This is a genomic window from Streptomyces sp. NPDC059371 (genome assembly GCF_042751995.1).
Classification (GTDB): domain Bacteria; phylum Actinomycetota; class Actinomycetes; order Streptomycetales; family Streptomycetaceae; genus Streptomyces.
Map to the genome: position 1 here is coordinate 40,414 of NZ_JBHYXD010000003.1, position 21,151 is coordinate 61,564.

Here is a 21,151-nt window from a genome sequence, read left to right on the forward strand (position 1 = left end):
GTGGCGCGGCAAAAGCCGAGGGCCCCCGCGCCCGCGGGGCGGGGGGGGCGCGGCGCCCCACGCGCTGTCGGGGCCGGGGGCCGGCGGCCCCCCCGCCACCCGCCCCCCCGCGCACCTCCCTCATGCTCACGACCCGCCGTTCGGGGCAATGGTCCAGGCCACTGACGCCCCGCAGGCCGGGAGGCCGTCGCCACGAAACCGCGCTCACCCCACGTTGACATGGGAAATCGCCTCCTCCTGGGCATGATTGACGGATCGTCGGAGAGCCGGTAGCACTGACGCGTTCGGCTCTCGCACGCCCCACCGCGCACGACCGTCCCAGGAGGCTGCTTTGCACTGGTCCGTCACCGAACCCCAGGGCACCACCAGGCACAGACGCGCGCGCAGAACCGCGGGAGCCGTCGCCTCGGCGGCGCTGCTGCTGCCGCTGCTCGGCGCGGCTCCTTCGAGCTCGGCCGAGGAGGCGCCCGCGAACGGGCTGCAGGGCGCCTTCACCGCCGCGGCCGCCGAGTACCACGTTCCGTCGAGCGTGCTGCTCGCGGTCTCGTATCTGCAGTCCCGCTGGGACACGCACGCCGGCGCCCCGAGCGTCACGGGCGGCTACGGCCCCATGCACCTGACCGACGCCCGTACGGCGATCGCCGGGACTCCGCACCACAGCGACGGCACGGAGGACGCGCGCGGCGACAGCTCGCGCGCCGCCCTCACGCCCGACACGGCGGTGCCCACGAACGCCCGACTCCCGGCACGGCTGAAGACACTGGCGAAGGCCGCCGACCTCACCGGCCTGCCCGCGGAGCGGCTGCGCACCGACGCGGCGGCGAACGTCGCGGGCGGCGCCGCGCTCCTGGCCGCCGCGCAGCGGGACCTCGGCGAACCCCTGAGCGACGACCCCGCCGACTGGTACGGAGCGGTCGCGCGCTTCTCGGGAGCCGACGACAGCACCACCGCGGCGACCTACGCCGACGACGCGTACGACGTGATGCGCACCGGCGAGTCGCGCATCACGGACACCGGCAGGCAGGTGACGCTCGCCGCCCGGCCCGCGCTGAGCCCCGACACCGCGCAACTGCGCCGTGCGGGACTGCGGACGGCCTCCGCCGACGGCACGGAGTGCCCGAGGAGCGTGTCCTGCGAGTGGATCCCCGCCCCGTACGAGGAGTTCGGCGAGGGCGACTACGGCAACCACGACCTGGGCGACCGGCCCGCCTCGCAGAGCATCAAGTACATCGTCATCCATGACACGGAAGGCACCTGGGACGGGGTGCTGAACCTGGTCCAGGACCCGACCTACGTGTCGTGGAACTACACCCTGCGCTCGACCGACGGGCACATCGCCCAGCACGTGAAGGCCAAGGACGTCGCCTGGCACGCGGGCAACTGGTACATCAACGCGAAGTCGGTCGGTCTGGAGCACGAGGGCTTCCTGACCGCGCCCGACACCTGGTACACGGAGGAGATGTACCGGGCCTCCGCCCGCCTGGTGCGGTATCTCGCCCGGAAGTACGACATCCCGCTGGACCGGCAGCACATCCTCGGGCACGACAACGTCCCGGGTCCCACGACCTCCACCATCCCGGGCATGCACACGGACCCGGGCCCGTACTGGGACTGGCAGCACTACTTCACCCTCCTCGGCCACCCCTTCCACCCCACGTACGGCAAGGGCGCCGACCTGGTGACCGTCCTGCCGGACTTCGACGCGAACCAGCCGGTGTACACGGGCTGCGTCACCAAGGGCGAGCCCTGCACGGCGCACGGTTCCAGCGAGGTGCGCCTGTACTCCCAGCCGGACGAGAACGCGCCGCTGATCCAGGACATCGGCCTGTACCCGAAGGGCGACGCCTCGACGACCGGCGTGAACGACGTCGCCTCGCGGGTCTCCACCGGACAGCGGTACGCGCTCGCCGGACGGGACGGCGACTGGACGGCGATCTGGTACCTGGGCCAGAAGGCCTGGTTCGAGAACCCGCGCAAGCAGCCGACCGCGGTGCGGGCGTCGGGGCCGGCCGTGACACCCAAGGAGGGCCTGGCGGAGATCCCCGTGTACGGCAGGGCGTACCCGGAGAAGGAGGCGTACCCGGCCGGCGTGCCCGTCCAGGCCGTCTCGCCCCTCCCGTACAAGATCCTCGCCGGCCAGCGCTACGCGGCCGGTGACAAGGTGCCCGGAGAGTACTTCTACGCGCCGACCTTCGACACCACACCGCACCGGGTCGTGATCGGTACGGACCTGTACTACGAGATCCAGTTCGGGCACCGGGTGGAGTTCGTACGGGCGGCGGACGTGGATCTGGTTCCGTAGTCCGTCCGGCGTTCCGGGGCCGGGTCCGCGCGGGGCGGGCCCGGCGTCCGGATCGCCGAAGACAATGACACCGGCAAGCGACCAGGGAAAGTGCCGTCCGGAACAGGTTCGGCCGCGCTCGGGTCAGTTAACGACATGTAACCGCACGCCTGCTCTCCGTACGCTGTGATGGGCCGTTCACGAACACGGCACACCCTGGGGCAGGCATGGGCAACTTCGTCAAAGAGACTTCAGCGCGGCCGGCCGGTGCGGCGGTCCCCCGGCGATGCGAGTGCGGTGGCGAACCCCGCAACGACGCGCCCGCGGGGGCCGAGGAAAGGTTTCGGGGTCTGCTGGAGGCGGCACCCGATGCCATGGTCATCGTCGACGACACCGGCACGATCAAACTCGTCAACGCCCAGACCGAGGCACTCTTCGGGTACACCCGCGAGGAACTTCTGGGCCACCCCGTGGAACTCCTCGTGCCGGGCCGCTTCCGCGCCCACCACACCTTCCACCGCGACGGATACGCCGACAACCGCCAGGTCCGTCCGATGGGCGCGGGACTCGAACTGCACGGCCTGCGCAAGAACGGCACCGAGTTCCCCGTCGAGATCAGCCTCAGCCCGCTGGAGACCACCGACGGACTCCTCGTCTCCGCCGCCGTCCGCGACGTCAGCGACCGCAAGCGCGCCGAGGCGCGCATCAACGAACTGGCCGGTCTCGTGGAGTCCTCGCAGGACGCGATCCTCGCCAAGACCCTGGACGGTCACATCACCTACTGGAACGCGGCGGCGCAGCGGCTGTACGGCTACTCGCGGGCCGAGGTGATGGGCAGGCACGTGTCCCTGCTCGCGACCACGGAGCGGCGCGGCGAGATCGACATGCTCCTCGACCGGCTGCGCAGCGGTGAGAAGGTCGAGCACTTCGAGACCCTGCGGCTGACCCGCTCGGGCTCCCTGCTGGACGTGGACATCACGCTGTGGCCCACCCGGGACGCGGACGGCACGGTGATCGGCGCGTGCGCGATCGTCCGGGACATCAGCGACCGCAAGCGGGCCGAGGCGGAGCTGACCTTCCTGTACGAGCAGCAGCGGCACATCGCCCTCACCCTCCAACGCAGCCTGATGGGGACGCCGCCCGCCATCCCGGGGCTGACGACCGCGAGCCGGTACCGGCCCGCCACGCAGGGAGCGGGCGTGGGCGGGGACTGGTTCGACCTGATCCCGCTGGGCGCCGGCCGGGTCGGGGTGCTGATCGGCGATGTCATGGGCCGCGGTCTGGACGCCGCCGCCGTGATGGGCCAACTGCGCTCGGCCGCGCACGCCCTGGCCAAGACCGGTATGCAGCCCCGCCAGTTGATGCAGGCCCTGGAGGCCGTCGTCGGCGATCTGGATGTGCCCGACCAGCTCGTGACCTGCTGCTATCTGGTCATCTCCGCCGACGCGGGCGAGGTGACGGTCTGCTCGGCCGGGCATCTGCCGACCCTGGTGGCCACGCCCGGGGCCGGGGCCCGGCAGCTTCCCGCGCCGGTGAACGCGCCGCTCGGTGTCGGAGGCATCCTCTACGAGCAGGCGACCTCGGTGATCCCTCCCGGGGCGACACTGGTCCTGTACACCGACGGTCTCATCGAGACGCCCGGCAGCGACATCGAGGACCAGCTCACCGAGCTGACCACCACCCTCGCGGACCTGTTCGCCGTCGCGCCCGATCTGGAGGAGGCCGCCGACCATGTGCTGTCGGCACTGCTGCCGGACTCCGACGGGCACAACGACGATGTCACCCTGCTGCTCACCCGGCTCCCCGACGGGCCCCTGGCCACCGTCAACACCGACCTTCCCGCGGTGCCCGAGTCGGTCCCGGAGGGCCGCGCCTTCCTCAGCAAGGCGCTGACCGCCTGGGACTGTGTCCCCGCCGCGGACGACGCCCGGCTGCTGCTCTCGGAGGTCCTCACCAACGCCGTGCAGCACGCGCAGGGGCCCATCGGTCTGCATCTGTGCCGCAGCGCGACCGACCTGACCGTGGAGATCAGCGACCGCAGCCCGCATCTGCCGCAGCCGCGGACGGCCGGCGAGGACGAGGAGTCGGGACGGGGCCTGATCCTGGTCCGCACGCTCGCCGACAACTGGGGGGTACGGCCCACCGACGCGGGCAAGACGACCTGGTTCACCCTCAGACTGTGACGCCGGACGGGGTGTTCGGCCTCAGCCCTGCTGGAACAGCTCCGCCGGGAGCGGCTTCAGGAGCGCGTAGAGGTCGTCCGTGATCGGACGGTCCCAGGCGGCGATGGTCACCAGGACGTTGTCGCTGCGGTCGAACTGGACGCAGGAGATACGGGTCTCGGAGAGCTTCAGCCGGCGCACGATCAGGAGGTTGTCGCCCTGCATCACCGGCATGTCCTCGGTCCCGGTGACGGTCACCTCCTCGTTGTTCTCCAGCGCGATGAGGAGCTGGGCCACCTCGAAGGGGACCTCGTTCTCGGCGACGTCCCGGGCCTGGGAGCCCTCGGGCAGATTGCCGATGATCATCGCGGGACCGCGGCCGCCGAACAGGTCGTAACGGAGGAAGACGCCCTGGCAGCTTCCGTCGGGGGCGGGCAGCAGGCCCGCGCCGAGATTGCCGGGCCAGTCGCCCGGATCCATGGCCAGAACATCGAAGTCGGGCCCGGCGGGCGTGGCGCTGCGGCGGCGGAGGAAGGACATGCCGCAATGGTACGTGCACGGGCGCGTAGCGGGCCCCACGGGCGCTGTACGTCCCGGCCCCGCGGGCACTGTGCGCGCGGGGCCGGAGGGCGATGTGCGCTCGGGGCCGGAGGGCGGGCCGGCGGGGTCAGGAGATGGCCTGATCCTCCAGTGCCGCGGCCAGTCCCCGGCGGTCGGTGCCGACCTTGCGGTAGACCGCCGACAGGAGCCGGGCGACGGCGTGCTCGTCGATGTGCAGTTCCTCGGCGATCTGGGCCGGGGTCCGGTCCCGCGCGGCGAGCGAGGCGGCGGTGCGCTCGCGGGCGGTGAGGGCGTCCGTCTCGGTGCTGTGCAGCCGTCGCGGCCGCAGTCCCGCCGAGGCCAGCTCGTCGCGGGCGTCCTCGATCAGTCCGTCGGCACCGCACTGGACCGCCGCGTCGAGGCCGCGGTACAGGTGCTCGGCGGCTTCCCTGGGGCGTCCCGCGCGGCGCAGTTCGGTGCCCAGGGCGACCAGGGAGCAGGCCAGTTCGTAGGCGGCCGGGGAGCTCTCCAGATGGCCGACGGACTCTTCGAGGAGCTGGACGCGGTCAGGAGCCGGGGAGACCTCGGCGGCGACGCGCAGGGCCTGGCCGATCGTGGAGGGGGCGCCGTACTGGCGGGCGCGGTTCACCGCTTCGAGTGCCGTGGCGACGGCGCGTTCCGGGGCGTCGTGGCTCTCGGCGCGGGCGAGGTGGAGCTGCCAGGGGCACCAGGCGGGGTTGCGCATACCGCGCGGATCCAGGCGGCGGCCGGCGGACGCGAGCTCGACGGCGGCGTCCCTGGCGAGGCCGCGGGCGAGCAGGAGTTCGCCGTACACGGTCTGGGCGTCGGGGAAGGTCACGGCGGCCGGGAAGGGCGCGTGGAAGTCGTAGGCCTCGCCGGTGCGCGCGGCCTCCTCGACCTGGCCCCTGGCGAGGAGGACCTGGATGAGGGTGCCCACCGCGTACCAGTGGACGGGTGTACCGGGTCCGACGCGTTCGGCGAGCCGGAGGCCCGCGCGGACGAAGTCCTCGGCCTCGGCGAGACGGCCGCGACGGAAGCGCACGTATCCGAGGATCGTGTAGCCGAAGGAGAGGTGGGCGCCGTGCCAGCCCTGGGATTCGAAGTCGGCGATCCCGGTGGCGAAGAGTTCTTCGGTGCGGCCCGGCCGGTCGGCGTACATGAAGGTCATGGCGACCAGGACGGGGACCTCGAAGCCGCGGTCGGCCTCGGCCCAGCCGAGGCCGCCGGCCAGGGCGCGCTCGGCGTGGTGGAGGGCGACGGGGGCGGGTTCGCCGCGCAGGGTGGCGTCCCAGGCGCGCAGCCCGATGACGTAGCGCTCGGTGAGGTCGTGGCCGGTGAGCCGGTCGGCAAGGCGGGCGAGGCGCCGGGAGCGGGCGGGCGAGTCGGGTTCGTCGGCGCGGAAGGCGTCCCACATGAACTGTTCGGACTGCATGCGCAGACGTACCCGGGCGTCGCCGGTGACCGGGATCTCGCGGGCGAGGGTCTCGGATGCCTCGGCGAGGCGGTCGCTGTGGGCGAGCACCTGGGACAGGCGGTAGACGATGTTGTGGCGCAGCTCGGGGTCGGTGATCGGTTCCTCTAGGGCGGCGCGCAGATGGTTGACCGTGGTTCCCGGCTCGGTGAGCAGGGACGCGCAGCCGAGTTCGTACAGGACGGCGGCGCGGTCCTCGAAGGGCGGCGGTTCGCGCAGGGCGCGGGCTAGACAGCGGCGGGCGGCGTCGGGGGCTCCGGCGCGCTGGGTCTCGCGGGCGGCGGCGCGCAGTTGCTGGACGATCCAGGTGTCGCCGTCCGGGTGGGTCTCCATGAGGTGGCGGGCGGCGGCGGCCGGGCCGAGTCCTTCGTCGATCACGCACCAGGCGGCCTGGCCGTGCAGGGCGACGCGGACGCTTCCGGGGATGTCGCGGTAGACGGCGGTGGCGATCAGCGGGTGGACGAATTCGAGGGGGTCGACGCCGGTCAGGATGCGGGCGATGCGCAGGGCGTCCGCCGCGTCGGCGGCCTCCTCGGAGCCGAGTCCCGCGACGGCGGCGGCGAGTGAGGGGCGGATCTCGGTGCCGAGCACGGCGCAGGCCCAGGCGAAGCGGACGGTCGCGGTGCCGAGGCGTTCGAGGCGGGCGACGATGCCGCTGCCCTTGACGGCGGCGGCGAGGTCGCGCAGGAGGTGTGCTCCGTCCTCGGTCGGGGTGAGTCCGCGGTCCCGGACCTTGGCGGTCAGCTCGACGGCCTCGAACGGGTTGCCCGCGGTGACCGCCCAGCACTCCCGGCAGAACGCGTCGTCGGCCTGGGTGCCGAGGTCTTCCCGGACGAGCCGGGCGACGGCGCCGGCGCTGAGCGGTTCGAGGCCGATGGGGCGCTGTCCGGCACGGCCGGGCAGTCCCCTGAACGCCTCGGCGTGTTCGGGCAGTTCGTCCGGGCGGTAGGCGACGACGAGCAGCAGGGGGAGTTGTTCGGCGCGGGGCGCGAAGGCGGCGAGCCAGCTCAGTGATTCGGCGTCGGCCCAGTGCGCGTCGTCCAGGAGGAGCACCATGGGGGCGCGCTGTACGGCGAGGTGGGTGAGCACCCAGTCGAGTCCGGCGCGCAGGCCCTGCTGGTCGGGCGGGGCGCCCTCGGACGGCGCGCACAGGCCGAGCGCGGGGCCGACGATGGCGTACCAACTCCCCAGGGAGGAGCGGAGTTCGGCCTCGGAGTACCGGGCGAGCTGCGGTTGCAGGAGCTGGCGGGCGACGTGGAAGGCGACGCGCTGTTCCTGTTCACCGCCTCGCGCGCTCAGCACGGTGCAGCCCTTGGCCGCGGAGCGCCTGCGGACCTCGCCCAGGAGGGTCGTCTTGCCGATGCCGGCGCGTCCGGCGAAGGCCAGGAGCGCGCCGCGGGAGCGGCCCGGCGGCTCGCCGGGTTCCCGGCGCAGGCCGACCAGATCGCTCAACGCCTCGTCCGCGGCGGAGAGTTCACTCTCCCGCTCGAAGAGCGTCCGACGGCTGCGAAGGCTTCGTTGCCCCATGATCACCCCCTGCCACGATCGCGCGTCCGCGCGGGAGCGGATGCGCACCGTGACCTACAGGCACCTCAGCGTACGCCCCGATCATCCACGGGGCAGCCCGTTCGGACGCTCCTGGTCGGAACCTCTCGCGCGACGGCGGGGCCGCGGGAGGACCGGACGGCGGGCGGCCTCCCGGGCGCGGGGACCCCGGCCGCCGCCCCTTGCTCACTCTGGGGGCGGCAGAGCGGGTTCCGGCGGTCGTCGGTTCAGGTCAGGTCGAACTCCCCCTCGCGGGCCCCCGATACGAACGCCCCCCACTCCGCGGGCGTGAAGATCAGGGAAGGGCTCTGGGGGCGGACACTGTTGCGCATCGCGATGAAACCCTCGACGAAGGCGATCTGGACATCTCCGCGCCCTCGGCTGCTGGACTTCCAGTCGGCGTTGCTGAGGTCCAGCTCCGGCTTGTCCCAGCCCGCGAGCGGGTGCTGCTCGATGGTGCTCTCGGCCACGTCCGTGCTCCTCCCGGTTCGTCGTCCGCGGCCAGCCTAGCGATCGGCCGGTGCCGCGCACAGGCCATGTCGGAGGGACGGTCTCAGGAGGTGGGCGGCGCGGCGCCGACCAGCCACATCGAGAAGAACTGGGATCCGCCTCCGTAGGCGTGGCCGAGCACCCTGCGTGCCCCGTCGACCTGGTGTTCTCCGGCCTGGCCGCGCACCTGGAGGGCCGCTTCGGCGAAGCGGATCATTCCGGAGGCGCCGATCGGGTTGGTGGAGAGGACCCCGCCCGACATGTTGACGGGGAGGTCGCCCTCCAGTTCGGTCACGCCGGACTCGGTGAGCTTCCAGCCCTCGCCCTCGTCGGCGAAGCCGAGGTTCTCCAGCCACATGGGCTCGTACCAGGAGAACGGCACGTACATCTCGACGGCGTCGATGTCGCGGCGGGGGTCCGCGATCCCGGCCTGGCGGTACACGTCGGCCGCGCAGTCCTTTCCGGCCTGCGGGGAGACGAAGTCCTTGCCGGCGAAGAGGGTCGGTTCGCTGCGCATCGCGCCGCCGTGCATCCAGGCGGGCGGACGCGGTGAACGGGCGGTGCCGGCGCGGTCGGTGAGGATCATCGCGCAGGCACCGTCGGAGGAGGGGCAGGTCTCCGAGTAGCGGATCGGGTCCCAGAGCATGGGCGAGGCCTGGACCTTCTCCAGGGTGATGTCGTGCTCGTGCAGGTGCGCGTACGGGTTCTTCAGCGCGTTGCGGCGGTCCTTGTAGGCGACGAGCGAGCCGACGGTGTCGGGTGCGCCGGTGCGCCGCATGTAGGCGCGTACGTGCGGTGCGAAGAAGCCGCCCGCGCCGGCGAGCAGCGGCTGCTGGAAGGGGATGGGCAGGGACAGGCCCCACATCGCGTTGGATTCGGACTGTTTTTCGTAGGCGAGGGTCAGGACGGTTCCATGGACGCGGCCGGCGACGAGGTTGGTGGCGACGAGGGCCGTCGATCCGCCGACGGAGCCCGCCGTGTGCACCCGGAGCATCGGTTTGCCGGTCGCGCCGAGCGCGTCCGCGAGATACAGCTCGGGCATCATGACGCCCTCGAAGAAGTCGGGCGCCTTGCCGATGACGACGGCGTCGATGTCGGCCCACGTCAACTCGGCGTCCGCCAGGGCGCGCTGGGCGGCCTCTCGGACGAGTCCGGCGATGGACACGTCCCGTCGTGCCGCCACGTGCTTGGTCTGGCCGATGCCTACGACGGCCACGGGTTCCTTGCTCATCGGGCGTCCCCCTCGAGTACGGCGACCAGGTTCTGTTGGAGGCAGGGGCCGGAGGTGGCGTGGGCGAGTGCCCGGTCGGACTCCCCGCGGTGGACCCGGGCGGCGGCCTCGCCGATGCGGATGAGTCCGGCCGCCATGATCGGGTTGGCGGCGAGGGCGCCACCCGAGGGGTTGACGCGCACGCTGTCGTCGAGCCGCAGCGCCTTGCGCAGGACGACTTCCTGGGAGGTGAAGGGAGCGTGCAACTCGGCGGTGTCGAAGGGCCGTTCGAAGGCTCCGGCCCGTTCGGCGGCCAGCCGGGTGGACGGGGAGTCGGTCAGGTCGCGTACGCCGAGGGAGTGGGGCTCGATGCGGTGGTCGATGCCCCGGATCCACGCGGGCCGCTCGCACAGGTCGCGGGCCCGGTCCCCCGCGGCGAGGATCACGGCGGCGACGCCGTCGCCGATGGGCGGGCAGTCGCCGGTGCGCAGGGGTCGTACGAGATAGTCGCCCTGTGGCACCGAACCGCGGAGCTGGGCGTGGGAGTTGGCGCTCGCGGAGGCCCGGCTGCGGGCGGCGACGGAGGCGAGTTCCGCCTCGTCGGTCTCGCCCGCGTCGATGAGCGCCCGCGCCTGGAGAGCGGCGAGGGCGACCGGGTCGGGCCACAGCGGGGCCAGGTAGTACGGGTCCAACTGCCTTGTCAGGACGTCGCGTACGGAGCCGGGCGAGGACTTGCCGTAGGAGTAGACGAGCGCGGTGTCGGCGTCGCCGGTGAGCAGCTTCGTCCAGGCCTCGTACAGCGCCCAGGCGCCGTCCATCTCGACGTGCGACTCGGAGATCGGGGGCCAGGCGCCGACGCCGTCGAGTGCCATGGTGAAGGAGAAGGCGCGGCCCGCGAGGTAGTCGGTGGAGCCGGAGCAGGTGAAGTCGATGTCACCGGCCCGCAGGCCCGTCCGGTCGAGGACCTCGTGCAGGACGGGGAGGAGCATCTCCACCTCGGAGAGCTCGTCGGAGGTGCGCCGGTGGTCGCTCTGCGCGAAGGCGACGACGGCGATGTCCCTGGCGGTCCGCATCTACAGCATCTCCTTGTACGTCTCGTAGTCCGCGTCGGGTTCTCCGGTGGGCCGGTAGTGGTCGGGATGGCGGCCGCCCTCGGACCACACGGGCTCCACGCGCAGACCCATGCGGACCTCGTCGTAGGGGATGCCGCCGATCCGGCCGTGCAGCGCGAGTCCGGCGCCGTCGAGCGCGATGTGCGCGTAGACGTAGGGGACTTCGATGTCGAGGTTCTTCGCCTTGATGTTGACGATGCAGTACGTGGTGACGGTGCCGCGCGGGCCGACCTCGACCTGTTCGGAGGTGGCCACCCCGCAGGTGGGACAGGCGCCCTTGGGCGGGACGTACACCTTGTGGCAGGAGGGGCAGCGTTCGCCGACGGTGCGCCGCTCGGCGAGGCCCGCGATGTAGGCGGCCTGGGCGCGGCCCGGCGAGTAGACGTAGTCGAGCCGTGCGGGGGCGACGATCCCGGTCACCATGTCCTCGAACCGGCCGTCGTGGCCCGCGGGTTCGTCCGGTTCCCCGTCGTACGGTTCGAAACAGGCGATGTCCGTGATGGCGCCGGAGCGCTCGCCGGCCCAGCGGACCCGGACGCGCATGCCGGTGCGTACGTCGTCGGGGCCGGGGGCGTCGAGGGCGTGCAGCAGGGCGGTGTCGGCGCCGTCGAGCTTGACCAGGACCCAGGCGAAGGGGGTGCCGAGGGGCTGGCCGCGCCGGGGTTCGTGGTTCCAGGCCCAGGTGGTGACGGTGCCGGTGGGGGCGACCTCGACGAGGTCGGACAGCTCCTCGGCGGTGAAGGGGTCGTACTCGACGGGCGGGACGAGGGTGCGTCCGTCGGCGGTCCGTACGCCGAGGACGACCTGTTCACGCAGGCCCGTGAGGAAGGCGCTCTGCACGGGTCCGAGCGAGCGGGTGAAGGGGAACTCGACGACGAGGGGGGCTTTGAGGACTTCGGGCATCCCGGATCTCTCCTTCCAACGGCCGGTCGTGCCGTGTCCGCGGGGCGGACGGGGCACGTCCGGGGCCGGGCTTGCGGGTCAGGCCCGCCGGTAGACGGGCGGGCGCTTCTCGGCGAAGGCCCGGGAGCCTTCCTTGGCGTCGGCGGTGTCGAACACCGGCCAGCCGCGCCGCAGTTCGGCGGCGAGCCCGTCGGTCTCGGTCAGTTCGGCGGTCTCGTACACGGACGCCTTGACGGCCTCGACGGCGAGCGGACCGCAGGCGTTGATCTGCTCGGCGACGGCGAGCGCCTTCTCCAGCGCCGTCCCGTCGGGCACCACATGACCGATCAGCCCGATGTCCGCGGCCTCCTGGGCGGTGTACGGGCGCCCCGTGAGCAGCATTTCGAGGGCGTGGGTGCGTGGGATCTGGCGTTGCAGCCGCACCGTCGAGCCGCCGATCGGGAAGAGTCCGCGCCTGACCTCGAAGAGCCCGAAGGTCGCGGAGGCCCCTGCGACCCGGATGTCGGTGCCCTGGAGGATCTCCGTGCCGCCCGCGACGCAGTACCCCTCGACGGCCGCGATCACCGGTTTGCGGGGGCGGTGGTGGCGCAGCATGGCCTTCCAGTGCAGATCGGGGTCGGCCTTGAGGCGGTCCCGGTACTGCTCGCCCTCCATGCCCCGGCCGGCCAGGGCCTTGAGGTCCATCCCCGCGCAGAAGGCACCGCCCCCGCCGGTGAGCACGATCGAGCGGATCGCGTCGTCCTCGTCGGCCTCGACCCAGCCGTCGTACAGGCCGACCAGCATCGGCAGCGAGAGCGCGTTCCTGGCCTCGGGCCTGTTGAGCGTGAGCACCAGTGTGGCGCCTTCGCGTTGCACGGTGAGGTGTTCGGTCCCACCCATGGGCGTCCTCCCGTCTCGGATGCGAGAACAGGTTGCAGGAGCCGTCCAGCCAGTACAAGGGTTTTCTGACAGACAGTCAGATTTCTTGTGCCGGGACCCTTCCCACTTGGGTCGGGCTTTGCTCTGATGACCGTCGGGTCCGGGGCGGACACGCCCTGGCGGCACTCGGCCACGGACGTGCACGGTCAGGAGGAACGGTGGAGTACAACCTTGCCGACCTGTTCGAGTCGGTCGTCGACGTGGTCCCGGACCGCGAGGCGATGGTCTACGTCGATCTCCCGGGCACGGGCGCCGAGCGCCGTCTGACGTACGCGGAGCTGGACGCGGCCGCGAACCGTGTGGCGCACCATCTGATCGACAGCGGGATCCGCCCCGGCGAGCACCTCGGCCTCCATCTGTACAACGGCGTCGAGTACCTGCAGACGGTGCTGGCCTGCCTGAAGGCGCGGATCGTGCCGGTCAACGTCAACTACCGCTACGTCGAGGAAGAGTTGGCCTACCTCTACCAGGACGCGGACCTGGTGGCGCTGGTCTTCGACGCGGAGTTCACCGACCGGGTGGCGGCGGCCCGGCCACGGGCGCCGCGGCTGCGGCATCTCGTCCGGGTGGGGGCCGCCGCACCCGGAGCCGGCACGGTGGACGCGGAGGACCCGGCAGGTACCGGAACCACGGTGGACGCGGAGGGCCCGGCAGGCGTCGAAGGCACGGTGGGCATCGTGGACTTCGGGGACGCCGAGGCCGCCGGTTCTCCTCTGCGCGGATTCCCCCCGCGTTCGGCGGACGACCAGTTCATCATCTACACCGGCGGCACGACGGGGATGCCCAAGGGCGTCATGTGGCGGCAGGAGGACCTCTTCTTCGCGGGCCTCGGCGGGGGCGCGCCGACCGGCGATCCGGTGTCCAAGCCGGAGGAGCTCGCCGAGCGCGTCGCGGCCGGCGGTGCCGGGATCACCTTCTTCCCCACTCCCCCGCTGATGCACGGCACTTCGACGCTCACCGCGTTCATCGGCTTCAACTTCGGCCAACGGGTCGTGCTGCACCGCAGGTTCTCACCCGAGGACGTCCTGCGGACGATCGAGAGGGAGAAGGTGACCAGCGTGTCGCTGGTCGGCGACGCGATGCTGCGGCCCCTGATCGACGCGCTGAACGGCCCCCTGAAGGGCACGGACTGTTCCGCCCTGTTCAGCGTCTCCTCGTCCGGCGCGATCATGTCGGACACCGTGCGCGAACAGTTCCAGGCACTCGTCCCGAACGTGATGCTGCTCAACAACTTCGGCTCCTCGGAGTCCGGCTTCAACGGCACCGCGACGGCCGACTCCGGCCCCGAGCGCGGCTTCCGCATCCGCGTCAACGCCCGTACACAGGTGGTGGATCCGGTGACGTACGAGCCGGTCGCGGTGGGCGAGCCAGGACGGGTCGCGCAGCGCGGCCATGTGCCTCTCGGCTACTACAACGACCCGAAGAAGACCGCCGAGACGTTCTTCCGCAAGGGCGACGAACGCTGGGTGCTCCTCGGCGACATGGCCACGGTCGACGAGGAGGGCATCGTCATCGTCCTCGGCCGCGGCTCGCAGTGCATCAACACCGGCGGCGAGAAGGTGTACCCGGAGGAGGTCGAACAGGCCCTGAAGTCGCATCCGGACGTGTACGACGCCCTGGTCGCCGGAGTGCCCGACCCGAAGTGGGGCAGCCACGTGGCGGCCGTCGTACAGGTCCGCGAGGGCGCGCCGCGGCCGTCGCTCGACGACATCCAGACGCACTGCCGCACGCGGCTGGCTGGGTACAAGGTCCCGCGCCAGTTGGTGATCACGAACTCCATCCAGCGTTCGCCGAGCGGCAAGGCCGACTACCGGTGGGCCCGGGAGGTGGCCGTGGCGGCGGACCTGTAACCGCCGGCGGTGTCAGCCGCCTGATCCTCGCGACGTACTCTGTGCGCGGCCGGCCCCTCTTTGAACCGGAGGTGGCCGACGGCCGTATGGGGGATGACGGAAATGCCTCCGTTGCACCAGCACAGGGTTACGCACGGAAGGACTTCGGGTGTCGCACCACACACCTCCTCGTCAACTGCCGGATGCCGACGCGGGTCCGGACCCCGACGCGACGGCGACGGACGGAACCGGCGAGGAGTCCGGGACGGACGAACAGACCGGGGCGCACACGAGTTCCGGGACCGAGGAGCGGGCCGAGGGGGCGGCCGGTGACGAAGCGCGCGGCGCGACAGGAGCCGAGCCCACCGTCCCCCACCCCGCCGACGGCGAGGCGACCGGCCCGCACCCCGCGGCCGACGACGAGCCCGTCGTCCCGCACCCCGCCGTGGCCACCGACGAACCCGCCGTCCCGAAGTCCGCCACCGGCGAAGTCACCGCTGAGCAGCCCGGCGACGCGGAGCCCGTAGGTTCGCGGCCGGCCACTGCCGGCGAGGCCGCCGACATACCGCCCGCCGACGACGGCTCCGCCGGTACGCAGTCTCCCGACGCGGGGCCCACCACCCCGCAGCCGGCCACCGCCGAAGCCACCGGCACACAGCCTGCCGGCAGGCAGGCCCCCAACGCGGAATCCACCAGCCCGCAGCCGCCAACCCCCGAAGCCACCGACGGACACCCCGTCGACCCCGCGTCCGCGGACGAAGCCGAGCCCGACGCGGACGCCGCCTCCGCCGTCCGTCCCGGATGGTTCGGCTGGCGCCGGCGTTACCCGCGGGCCGCTCGTGCCGTGCGGGTGGGCACGACCGTCCTGGCCGGTGCGCTGGTGATCACGATCCTCATCGTGCCCAACCGCCTCGACTGGATGAGCGTGCGGGCGTTCCTCCGTCTCCCGGTCGAAGCCGTCTTTCTCGCGGCCGTCCTGCTCGTCCTGCCGCCGCGGGCGCGGCGGATCACGGCCGGGGTCCTCGGGATGGTCCTCGGGCTGTCCGGCATCCTGAAGTGCCTCGACATGGGTTTCCGCCAGACCCTGGCCCGGCCGTTCGACCTGGTCTTCGACTGGGTTCTGCTGAGCGACGGGGCGGACTGGGTGAAGGACTCGTTCGGGCGCTCGGGCGAGACGCTGGCGGTGGTCGGGGTGATCGTCCTGGTCATCGCCGTGCTCGCCCTGAGCGTGCTCGCGATGATGCGGCTGGCGAACGTCCTGGCCCGGCACCGCACCGGGTCCGTACGCGCCACGCTCGTCCTCGGCGTCGCGTGGGTCGTCTGCTTCACCATGGGCGCACAGACCGGCGGCGTCACGATCGCCACCAAGGGCTACGCCCAGTACCTCTCCAACCGTGTGCAGTACGTCCGCGACGGCCTCGGCGACGCCGACGTCTACAAGAAGCAGATGGCCGTCGACGCCTTCGCCAAAACCCCGTCCGACCAGTTGCTGACCGGGCTGCGCGGCAAGGACGTGATGCTCACGTTCATCGAGAGCTACGGCCGCGTGGCGATCGACGATCCGACGATGGGGCCGGAGCTCGACGCGACCCTCGAGGAGGGCGGCGCGAGGCTCAAGGCGGCGGGCTTCTCGGCGCGCAGCGGCTGGCTCAGGTCGCCGGTGACGGGCGCCGGAAGCTGGCTCGCCCACTCGACGTTCCTGTCCGGCACCTGGGTCAAGAACCAGCAGCGGTACCGGTCCCTGACCACCAGCGACCGCGCCACCCTCACCAGCTACTTCCAGAAGACCGGCGCCTGGCGCACGGTCGGCATCGTCCCCGGCGTACGCAAGGCCTGGCCCGAGGGCAAGTACTTCGGCCTCGACCACATCTACGACTCGACGCACCTCGGCTACCAGGGCCCGTACTTCAGCTGGACCCCGGTGCCGGACCAGTTCAGCCTGGAGTCCTTCCAGAAGCTGGAACACGGCAAGAAGAACCGCGACCCGATCATGGCCGAGATCATCCTCGCCTCCAGCCACAACCCCTGGTCCCCCATCGCCCACACGATCGACTGGAACGACCTCGGGGACGGCAAGATCTTCTACAAGATCAAGAAGGAGGGGACGAACCCCACGGAGGTCTGGAAGAGCTCGAAGCGGGTGCGGACCGAGTACCGCAAGGCCATCCAGTACTCCCTGGACAGCCTGACCCAGTGGATGCAGCGCTACGGCGACGACAACACCGTCCTCGTCTTCCTCGGCGACCACCAGCCCGTCCCGACGGTCACGGGTGGCACCTCCAACAAGGACGTACCCGTCACCATCGTGGCCCGCGACCCGAAGGTGCTGGACCGCATCTCCGACTGGGGCTGGACGGACGGGCTCAAGCCCGCGGCCGACGCGCCGGAATGGGCGATGAACAAGTTCCGCGACCGCTTCATGACCGCGTACGGCTCGAATCCGGGCACGGCGGGCACGGCGGGCTCCATCGCGTCGCACTGACGGTCCCGGGCGGCCGCCACCCCGGTCCGCCCCGGTCCACCCGGGTCCACCCCGGTCCGGACACAGCGGGCCCGCAGCCACAGGGGCTGCGGGCCCGCTGTGCTGTTTCCGGGCGTCCGCGAACCCTGCGGCCACGGAGCCCCGGACCCGGGCACCCGGCCCCGCCCATTGACCCCGGAGGTTCACGAATCTAACCTGTGTTCTCATACATAGACGACGTCTGCATACAGGGATGAGACTCATGGCAGGGTTCAGCGATCCGGACAGCGTGGCCGAGCGGCTGCGGGACGGCATGGCGGGCGGAGTCCTGTCGTTCCCGCTCACGAGCTTCACGGCGGACGGCGACCTCGATGTGGAGTCCTACCGGACCTACCTCACCGCCCAGCTCGCCACGGCCCCGGGCGCGGTGTTCCCCGCCTGCGGGACCGGCGAGTTCAGCGCGCTGGACGAGGACGAGTACCGCGCGGTCGTCGCCGCCACGGTCGAGATCGCGGACGGCCGCATGCCCGTGGTCGCGGGCACCGGCTACGGATGGGCGCAGGCGCTGCGCTTCGCCCGGATCGCCGAGGAGGCCGGCGCGGACGCCCTCCTCGTGCTGCCCCACTATCTCGTCGAGGCCCCCGAGTCCGGCCTGGTCGAGCAGGTGCGCCGGATCGCCGCCGGCACACGGCTGCCGCTCATCGCCTACCAGCGCGGCCCGGTCGCCTTCTCCCCCGAGGGGCTGCGGGCCCTCGCGGCCGTCCCGGGCGTCATCGGGCTCAAGGACGGCCACAGCGACCTCGACCGGCTCCAGCGCCTCACGCTCGCGGCGCCCGACGGCTTCCTGTTCTTCAACGGGGCCGCCACCGCCGAGATCCAGGCCCGCGCGTACGCCGCCGTCGGCGTCCCCGCCTATTCGTCGGCCGTCCACGCCTTCGCTCCCGAGATCGCCGGCGCCTTCTTCACCGCTCTGCGCACCGACGACGAGGCGACCGTGAACAAGCTGCTCCGCGACTTCTACGTCCCGCTCGTCGAACTGCGCGACAAGGTGCCCGGCTACGCCGTGTCCCTCGTCAAGGCCGCCGCCCGGCTGCGGGGCCTTCCCGTCGGCCCGGTGCGCGCGCCGCTCACCGATCCCGGACCGGCCGACCTGGCGGCCCTGGAGCGGATCCTCGACACCGGACTGACCCTGGCCGGAGCCGTGCGCCGACTCGTCTGAAGCAGGCGAGGGACGGCCCGGCGGGGCACGGGGCGGACCGACCCTCGGCCGCGCCCACCGTCGTCATCCTGGAATCCCTGGCACAGGTCAGCCATCGCCCCTCGTACACAAGGAATGTGATGAAGCGTCAGCAACCGACGATCACCGAGTTCTCCGTCTACCCCGTCGCCGGACGGGACTGCATGGAGCTGAACCTGTCGGGCGCCCACGGTCCCTGGTTCACGCGCAATGTCGTGGTCCTCAAGGACTCCGAGGGGCGGACCGGGCTCGGCGAGGTGCCGGGCGGGGACAAGATCACCCGGACGCTGCGCGACGCCGGGGACCTGGTCCTCGGCACCAAGGTGGGCGACTACCAGCGCGTGCTGCGCGAGATCGGGGACCGGTTCGGCGACCGTGACGCGGGCGGCCGCGGCGCCCAGACCTTCGACCTGCGCACGACCGTCCACGCCGTCACCGCCGTCGAGTCGGCCCTCCTCGACCTGCTAGGACAGCACCTCGACGTGCCCGTCGCCGCCCTCCTCGGGGACGGGCAGCAGCGTGACCGGGTACGGGTGCTCGGCTACCTCTTCTTCGTCGGCGACCCGGACCGCACGGATCTGCCGTACGTTCGCGAGCGCGACGCGGACGTGGACTGGTACCGCCTGCGGCACGAGGAGGCACTGACGCCCGGCGCGATCGTCCGGCAGGCCGAGGCCGCCCACACGCTCTACGGATTCCGGGACTTCAAGCTCAAGGGCGGTGTCCTGGAAGGCGCCGAGGAGGTCAGGGCCGTACGCGCGCTCAAGGACCGCTTCCCCGGGGCCCGCGTCACGCTCGACCCCAATGGCGCCTGGTCGCTGCGCGAGGCGATCGAGCTGTGCGGGCCCCTGGTCGGCACGCTCGCCTACGCCGAGGACCCCTGCGGTGCCGAGGACGGCTACTCGGGACGGGAGATCCTGGCCGAGTTCCGCCGGGCGACGGGACTGCCGACGGCGACCAACATGATCGCCACGGACTGGCGGCAGCTCACCCACGCCCTGACGCTCCAGTCGGTCTCGATCCCGCTCGCCGACCCGCATTTCTGGACCATGCGGGGCTCGGTGCGTGTGGCCCAGCTCTGCAACGCGATGGGCCTGACCTGGGGCTGCCACTCGAACAACCACTTCGACATCTCGCTCGCCATGGTCACCCACTGCGGAGCCGCGGCGCCGGGCCCGTACAACGCGCTCGACACGCACTGGATCTGGCAGGAGGGTCTGGAACGGCTCACGGTCGACCCGCCGCGCATCGTCGACGGCGAGATCGCGGTGCCGAACGCACCCGGCCTCGGCGTCGAGCTGGACATGGACCGGCTGCTGGCGGCGCACGAGCTCTACCTGAAGGAGGCCCTCGGCGCCCGGGACGACGCCGTCGCCATGCGCCAACTGGTGCCCGGCTGGGAGTTCGACCCCAAGCGGCCCGCCCTGGTGCGCTGACCGCCGTCCGGCCCCGGACCCGCTCCGCGAAAAGCGCCGCCGACCCCTTGCACTGACGGCGGACACCTGAATTACTGTCCGGAACAGAACGACCGAATGATCGGTCGTCCACTATGGCACGGTTGGCGAGGGAGAGAGCGCGATGGCGGGCTCGACGGACTCGAAGGGCCTGTTCGACGCGGGCGAGCGGCTGGACGCGGAGGCGCTGCGGGCGCTCCAGCTCGAAAGGCTGCGCGCGTCGCTGCGCCACGCCTACGAGAACGTCCCCTTCTACCGGGAGTCCTTCGACAAGGCCGGGCTGCGCCCCGACGACTGCCGCTCGCTCGCCGACCTGGCCCGGTTCCCCTTCACGACGAAGGCGGATCTGCGGGAGAACTACCCGTACGGGATGTTCGCCGTACCGCAGGACCGGATCCGGCGCCTTCACGCGTCGAGCGGGACGACCGGCCGCCCCACGGTCGTCGGCTACACGGAGAACGACCTGTCCATGTGGGCTGACATGGTGGCCCGTTCGATCCGCGCGGCGGGCGGCCGGCCCGGCGACAAGGTCCATATCGCCTACGGCTACGGCCTGTTCACGGGTGGACTCGGTGCCCACTACGGCGCGGAACGGCTCGGCTGTACGGTGATCCCCGCGTCCGGCGGCATGACGGCACGTCAGGTCCAGCTCATCCAGGACCTGAAGCCCGAGATCATCATGGTGACACCCTCGTACATGCTGACCCTCCTCGACGAGTTCGAGCGCCAGGGCGTGGACCCGCGCGGCACCTCGCTGCGGGTCGGCGTGTTCGGGGCCGAGCCGTGGACCGAGGAGATGCGCCGCGAGATCGAGGAGCGGTTCGCGATCGACGCGGTGGACATCTACGGCCTCTCGGAGGTCATCGGCCCCGGCGTCGCCCAGGAGTGCGTGGAGACCAAGGACGGTCTGCACATCTGGGAGGACCACTTCTACCCCGAGGTCGTCGACCCCTTCACCGGTGAGGTGCTGCCGGACGGCGCGGAGGGCGAGCTGGTCTTCACCTCGCTCACCAAGGAGGCCATGCCCGTGATCCGTTACCGGACACGGGACTTGACGCGGCTGCTGCCCGGCACGGCGCGGGTCTTCCGCCGGATGGAGAAGATCACCGGGCGCAGTGACGACATGGTCATCCTGCGCGGGGTCAATCTCTTCCCCACGCAGATCGAGGAGATCGTGCTGCGGACGCCGGGCGTCGCCCCGCACTTCCAGCTCCGGCTGACCCGCGAGGGCCGCCTCGACGCCCTCACCGTACGGGCGGAGGCCCGCTCCGGCGCCACCCCCGAGGCGCGCGAGGCGGCGGCGCGGGCGATCACCGCGGGCATCAAGGACGGGATCGGTGTCTCGGTCACGGTGGAGATCGTCGAACCGGAGACCCTGGAACGGTCGGTGGGCAAGCTGAAGCGGATCGTGGACCTGCGCCCGCGCGCCTGACCGGCCGCGGACAGGGCCGCGGGGACTCCTGACACCCCCGCGGCCCTGTCCGCAAGGGCGCGGTACGGCCGCACCGCCCAGCGAGT

14 protein-coding genes are annotated in these 21,151 nt (G+C 71.9%); 7 read left to right on the forward strand and 7 right to left on the reverse strand.

Translation table 11 applies throughout. The annotated features are described in order from the left end of the window. Positions 1 to 331 precede the first annotated feature (331 nt). Together ACFXGX_RS02640 and ACFXGX_RS02645 are read left to right on the forward strand one after the other, a co-directional pair. Positions 332 to 2,302 carry an N-acetylmuramoyl-L-alanine amidase gene (locus tag ACFXGX_RS02640; RefSeq protein WP_384783900.1) on the forward strand — a complete coding sequence of 657 codons (1,971 nt, stop codon included), beginning with the start codon at positions 332 to 334 and terminating at the stop codon, positions 2,300 to 2,302. A gap of 353 nt (positions 2,303 to 2,655) precedes the next feature. Then, a complete protein-coding gene (locus tag ACFXGX_RS02645; RefSeq protein WP_384783902.1) occupies positions 2,656 to 4,464 on the forward strand; it encodes a PAS domain S-box protein in 1,809 nt (602 codons plus the stop codon). A gap of 21 nt (positions 4,465 to 4,485) precedes the next feature. On the opposite strand, the gene ACFXGX_RS02650 is transcribed toward ACFXGX_RS02645, so the two are convergent. The 7 genes from ACFXGX_RS02650 to ACFXGX_RS02680 all read right to left on the reverse strand — a co-directional run bounded on the left by ACFXGX_RS02650 (position 4,486) and on the right by ACFXGX_RS02680 (position 12,613). Next, the gene (locus tag ACFXGX_RS02650; protein WP_339127652.1) at positions 4,486 to 4,983 is read right to left on the reverse strand and encodes a hypothetical protein; all 498 of its coding nucleotides are present in this window, start codon (positions 4,981 to 4,983) and stop codon (positions 4,486 to 4,488) included. A 127-nt stretch (positions 4,984 to 5,110) separates the two neighbouring features. Beyond that, complete coding sequence (locus ACFXGX_RS02655; RefSeq protein WP_384783904.1) at positions 5,111 to 8,002, reverse strand: ATP-binding protein; 2,892 nt, start codon at positions 8,000 to 8,002, stop codon at positions 5,111 to 5,113. A gap of 245 nt (positions 8,003 to 8,247) precedes the next feature. Continuing rightward, positions 8,248 to 8,490 (reverse strand): DUF397 domain-containing protein, encoded by a 243-nt coding sequence (locus tag ACFXGX_RS02660; protein WP_384783906.1) that lies wholly within the window; start codon positions 8,488 to 8,490, stop codon positions 8,248 to 8,250. Between the two features lie 83 nt (positions 8,491 to 8,573). Next, positions 8,574 to 9,740, reverse strand: a complete 1,167-nt coding sequence (locus tag ACFXGX_RS02665) for a thiolase domain-containing protein (protein ID WP_384783908.1) — start codon at positions 9,738 to 9,740, stop codon at positions 8,574 to 8,576. Beyond that, entirely contained in the window at positions 9,737 to 10,792 is a 1,056-nt protein-coding gene (locus tag ACFXGX_RS02670) for a thiolase domain-containing protein (protein WP_384783910.1), read from the reverse strand. The genes ACFXGX_RS02665 and ACFXGX_RS02670 overlap by 4 nt, the downstream gene beginning before the upstream one ends. Beyond that, positions 10,793 to 11,734, reverse strand: a complete 942-nt coding sequence (locus ACFXGX_RS02675) for a Zn-ribbon domain-containing OB-fold protein (RefSeq protein ID WP_384783912.1) — start codon at positions 11,732 to 11,734, stop codon at positions 10,793 to 10,795. It abuts the gene before it with no gap. 78 nt (positions 11,735 to 11,812) lie between these two features. Then, positions 11,813 to 12,613 (reverse strand): crotonase/enoyl-CoA hydratase family protein, encoded by an 801-nt coding sequence (locus ACFXGX_RS02680; protein ID WP_384783914.1) that lies wholly within the window; start codon positions 12,611 to 12,613, stop codon positions 11,813 to 11,815. A gap of 197 nt (positions 12,614 to 12,810) precedes the next feature. Here ACFXGX_RS02680 and ACFXGX_RS02685 point away from each other — a divergent pair, with 197 nt between their 5' ends. From ACFXGX_RS02685 to paaK, 5 genes are all read left to right on the forward strand, one after another. Continuing rightward, positions 12,811 to 14,502 carry an acyl-CoA synthetase gene (locus ACFXGX_RS02685; protein ID WP_384783916.1) on the forward strand — a complete coding sequence of 564 codons (1,692 nt, stop codon included), beginning with the start codon at positions 12,811 to 12,813 and terminating at the stop codon, positions 14,500 to 14,502. Between the two features lie 148 nt (positions 14,503 to 14,650). Then, a complete protein-coding gene (locus ACFXGX_RS02690) occupies positions 14,651 to 16,963 on the forward strand; it encodes a sulfatase (RefSeq protein ID WP_384783918.1) in 2,313 nt (770 codons plus the stop codon). A gap of 241 nt (positions 16,964 to 17,204) precedes the next feature. Then, positions 17,205 to 18,161, forward strand: a complete 957-nt coding sequence (locus tag ACFXGX_RS02695) for a 5-dehydro-4-deoxyglucarate dehydratase (protein ID WP_384783920.1) — start codon at positions 17,205 to 17,207, stop codon at positions 18,159 to 18,161. Positions 18,162 to 18,280: 119 nt separating this feature from the next. Further along, a complete protein-coding gene (locus tag ACFXGX_RS02700) occupies positions 18,281 to 19,615 on the forward strand; it encodes an enolase C-terminal domain-like protein (RefSeq protein WP_384783922.1) in 1,335 nt (444 codons plus the stop codon). Positions 19,616 to 19,757: 142 nt separating this feature from the next. After that, the gene (paaK, locus tag ACFXGX_RS02705) at positions 19,758 to 21,065 is read left to right on the forward strand and encodes a phenylacetate--CoA ligase PaaK (RefSeq protein ID WP_384783924.1); all 1,308 of its coding nucleotides are present in this window, start codon (positions 19,758 to 19,760) and stop codon (positions 21,063 to 21,065) included. The last annotated feature ends 86 nt before the right edge of the window (positions 21,066 to 21,151 follow it).

Bases quoted from the DNA above. Each gene is read 5' to 3' on its own strand.
- ACFXGX_RS02645 (WP_384783902.1), top strand. From the start codon at position 2,656: ATGGTCATCGTCGACGACACCGGCACGATCAAACTCGTCAACGCCCAG.
- ACFXGX_RS02650 (WP_339127652.1), bottom strand. From the start codon at position 4,983: ATGTCCTTCCTCCGCCGCCGCAGCGCCACGCCCGCCGGGCCCGACTTC.
- ACFXGX_RS02655 (WP_384783904.1), bottom strand. From the start codon at position 8,002: ATGGGGCAACGAAGCCTTCGCAGCCGTCGGACGCTCTTCGAGCGGGAG.
- ACFXGX_RS02665 (WP_384783908.1), bottom strand. From the start codon at position 9,740: ATGAGCAAGGAACCCGTGGCCGTCGTAGGCATCGGCCAGACCAAGCAC.
- ACFXGX_RS02670 (WP_384783910.1), bottom strand. From the start codon at position 10,792: ATGCGGACCGCCAGGGACATCGCCGTCGTCGCCTTCGCGCAGAGCGAC.
- ACFXGX_RS02675 (WP_384783912.1), bottom strand. From the start codon at position 11,734: ATGCCCGAAGTCCTCAAAGCCCCCCTCGTCGTCGAGTTCCCCTTCACC.
- ACFXGX_RS02680 (WP_384783914.1), bottom strand. From the start codon at position 12,613: ATGGGTGGGACCGAACACCTCACCGTGCAACGCGAAGGCGCCACACTG.
- ACFXGX_RS02695 (WP_384783920.1), top strand. From the start codon at position 17,205: ATGGCAGGGTTCAGCGATCCGGACAGCGTGGCCGAGCGGCTGCGGGAC.
- ACFXGX_RS02700 (WP_384783922.1), top strand. From the start codon at position 18,281: ATGAAGCGTCAGCAACCGACGATCACCGAGTTCTCCGTCTACCCCGTC.
- paaK (WP_384783924.1), top strand. From the start codon at position 19,758: ATGGCGGGCTCGACGGACTCGAAGGGCCTGTTCGACGCGGGCGAGCGG.